Annotated in this window: 1 protein-coding gene; it reads left to right on the top strand. The window is 70.6% G+C overall.

Going from position 1 to position 385, the window contains the following annotated elements; translation table 11 throughout:
• The first annotated feature begins 108 nt into the window (after positions 1-108).
• A complete protein-coding gene (locus CVH10_RS18110; protein WP_106489364.1) occupies positions 109-333 on the top strand; it encodes a ribbon-helix-helix domain-containing protein in 225 nt (74 codons plus the stop codon).
• The last annotated feature ends 52 nt before the right edge of the window (positions 334-385 follow it).

Here is a 385-nt window from a genome sequence, read left to right as displayed (position 1 = left end):
CGAAATCCGCGATGCCGCCGGCGCCCTGGTCTTCACGACCGATACGCGCCACGCCGTCCTGACCCATGGCGCGCCGGCGTCGGCCGAGATCGTGCTGAAGTCCGCGCGTTGAGCGGCCTGTCGAAACGCTCCGTCGCCCTGGCGGGCCATGCGACATCGGTGGCGCTGGAGCCTGAGTTCTGGGCCGTGCTGGACCGGATCGCGGCGAAGCGCAGCCTCAGCAAGGCCCAACTCTTGGCCGAGATCGACGCCGGGCGCGGGCGACGTCCCCTGGCGTCGGCCTGCCGCCTGCTGGCGCTGGACTGGGTGGCGGACAACGGGCGCGCGGCCTGATATGACCCGAATGGAGAGGCGTTCATGAACGACAATCGACTGGTCCCCGCCG

The sequence above is a fragment of the Halomonas sp. ND22Bw genome (assembly GCF_003011945.1).
Taxonomy (GTDB): Bacteria; Pseudomonadota; Gammaproteobacteria; order Pseudomonadales; family Halomonadaceae; genus Halomonas; species Halomonas halophila.
The sequence above is the reverse complement of the archived record's forward strand: the minus strand, read 5'-3'. Positions and strand labels throughout refer to the sequence as shown.